This is a genomic window from Streptomyces anandii JCM 4720, from assembly GCF_014650655.1.
In the GTDB taxonomy this organism is placed as follows: Bacteria; Actinomycetota; Actinomycetes; order Streptomycetales; family Streptomycetaceae; genus Streptomyces; species Streptomyces anandii.
Genome location: NZ_BMVJ01000001.1, coordinates 104,226 through 106,455 on the forward strand (window position 1 = coordinate 104,226; position 2,230 = coordinate 106,455).

A 2,230-nucleotide genomic window follows, 5' to 3' on the forward strand; every position below is an offset into this window, starting at 1 on the left:
GCTCCAGCCACTGGGTCAGCGCGGTCACCGAGTACTGCACGGACTTGCCGTACTCCTCCCGCGAGCGGGTGGGGTCGGTGATGATGTCCTGCGGCTTGGTGCCGGCCGCCTCGATGCCCTTGAAGACGGAGCCGTCACCGAGCTGGTCCCAGGGGACCATCTTCGGGATCGGCGCCCAGGGCTGGTGGCTTGAGGTCAGGATGACGAAACCCATCAGCGGCTTGTCCCGCTTCTTGCTGTGCTCAAGACGCTGGAACGCCTCCAGGGCGTACTGGTCGGGCATGGTCGACCAGCTGAACTTCGGGCCCTTGTAGCCGACCTGGAAGGCGTTGTAGACCTTGTCCAGGCCGTACCACTTCGCCTCCGGCCAGCCCTTCTGCACGCCCGGCATCACACCGACCGTGTCCCATGCGCCGGTCTTCTGGAACGCCTTGGTGAGGGTGAGGTGGTCGCCCGAGGTGACGGTGCGGTAGCGGTTCTGGTTGTCGATCCACAGGCCCGACATGGTGGTGGAGTGGCCGAGCCAGCTGCCTCCGCCGTACGTCGCCGAGGTCAGCCAGCCGCTCTTGGCGTGGAAGCCGGCCTTGGCCAGGGCCTGGGTGCTGTCGGCCAGCGTCCTGTCGACGCCGGGCGCCTCGATCGGGTCCTCGATCGCGCTGCGGCCGTAGGACTCGATGAACGTGAAGATCATGTCCTTGCCGCGCAGGTCGGGCACCAGCTGGCTGCCCGGGGTCTCGCCGAACGCGTCGGCCCGCGCGGTCTTGGCGAACTCCCGCTCGTCCCTGATCGTCGAACGCAGCGCCTGCTCGTGGTACTTGAGCATCGTGATCGTGTGCTCGGAGGCGAGCGGGACGCCGGAGACCTGGAGGTTGAGGGTCGAGCACGTCATCCAGAGCGCGCTGACCAGCAGCAGGCCGCGGGTGGAGCGGGCCTTGTCCCGGCCGAGGAAGTTGCCGACGCGGACCACCGCGAGGGCCATCACCGCGAGCACGGCGAGCACGAGGAGCGCGGCGCCCACCGCGGCCAGGAGGGCGACGGTGCCGCCGAGGGTGTCCGCGAGGTAGGAGCGGGCGTCGTCGAGCAGTTGCCAGTCCAGGATCACGTTGAAGCTGCGGCCTAGGTACTGGTTGAACTCGATGTCGGTCAGGTTCAGCACCGTCAGCACACCGAGGCACGCGCCGCCGAACACGGCGACGGCGACGCGCGGCTTGCGCGGCAGCGCGATCAGCACCGCCGCGCCGAGCAGCGCCTCCACCGGGATCCGCGTGAACGCCGCCAGGCGGAACTGCTCCTGCTTGTTCGGCAGCAGCAGCGCCACGACCACCAGGCCGAGGGCCAGCGCGGTGACGGTGAGAGACAGCACCCGCGCGGGCACGGGATGCCCGTCCTTCCAGCCCGCCCACGCCCGCCGGACGGCCCGGGGACGGAGCGCGCGCAGCGCGCGGAGCGCCCGCGCCGGGCGGGGGCCGGGTTCCCCGGCCCGGGGGGCCGGTATTCGGGCCGACGGGTCTGTGCCGGTGCCGTCGGCGTCGGTGGCCTTGGTGGCCTTCGTGGCCTTGGCCGGTTCCGTCTCGGCTGGTTCCGCCTCGGGCGGTTCCGCGTGTTGCTCCTCGGCCGCTTGCCCCGGTTCCGCGTCGGTCTCGTTCGCCGGGGGTGCCGGAGGTTCGGGTGCGGTTGTGGGCAGGGCTTCGTCCTCCGTTGCCCCGGCCGTACCCGATGACTGGTGTGTGCTGGTGTGCTGAGGCACCCCGGAGGTCCTTCCGTGCGCAGTGTCGCGAAGAGGCGGACCACGCTGGGGAGGCAGGATCCGCCGCACTCCCGTACGGCCTGCCCGCCTCCCCCGTTCAGGGTGCTCGGCAAACACCCGGCAAACCGCTCACCGACCGAGGCTCACGCCCCGCCCACCGCCGTGAGCAGCGCCAACGGCGCCGCCGCCGAGCGGGACTCGCGCACGCAGGCGTGCGGGTAGGGCACCGGCTCGGCGTGGGTGTCCCGGCCGTAGCCCGCGAGGACCTCCGGCAGGCGGTGCCCGGTGGCCGTGGCCGCGTCGACCAGGGCGTGCGCCACCGTGCGCGCCTCGTCGTGCAGGCCGTAGCGGGCGAGCCCGAGCGCGATGAGCGCGTTGTCGTGCGGCCACACCGAGCCGCGGTGGTACGACAGCGGGTGGTACGCCCCCTGGCCCGCCGCCAGCGTCCGCACACCCCAGCCGGAGAAGAAGTCCGGCTCCAGC

The 2,230-nt window shown here is 71.8% G+C and carries 2 protein-coding genes; both read right to left on the bottom strand.

From position 1 onward, the window contains the following. Positions 1-1,438, bottom strand: a 1,438-nt coding sequence (locus IE249_RS00485; protein ID WP_373304334.1) for an LTA synthase family protein, incomplete at its 3' end; no start/stop codon positions are given. A 452-nt stretch (positions 1,439-1,890) separates the two neighbouring features. Further along, positions 1,891-2,230: MGH1-like glycoside hydrolase domain-containing protein (locus tag IE249_RS35690; RefSeq protein ID WP_444544797.1), on the bottom strand; the 340-nt coding region annotated here is incomplete at its 5' end.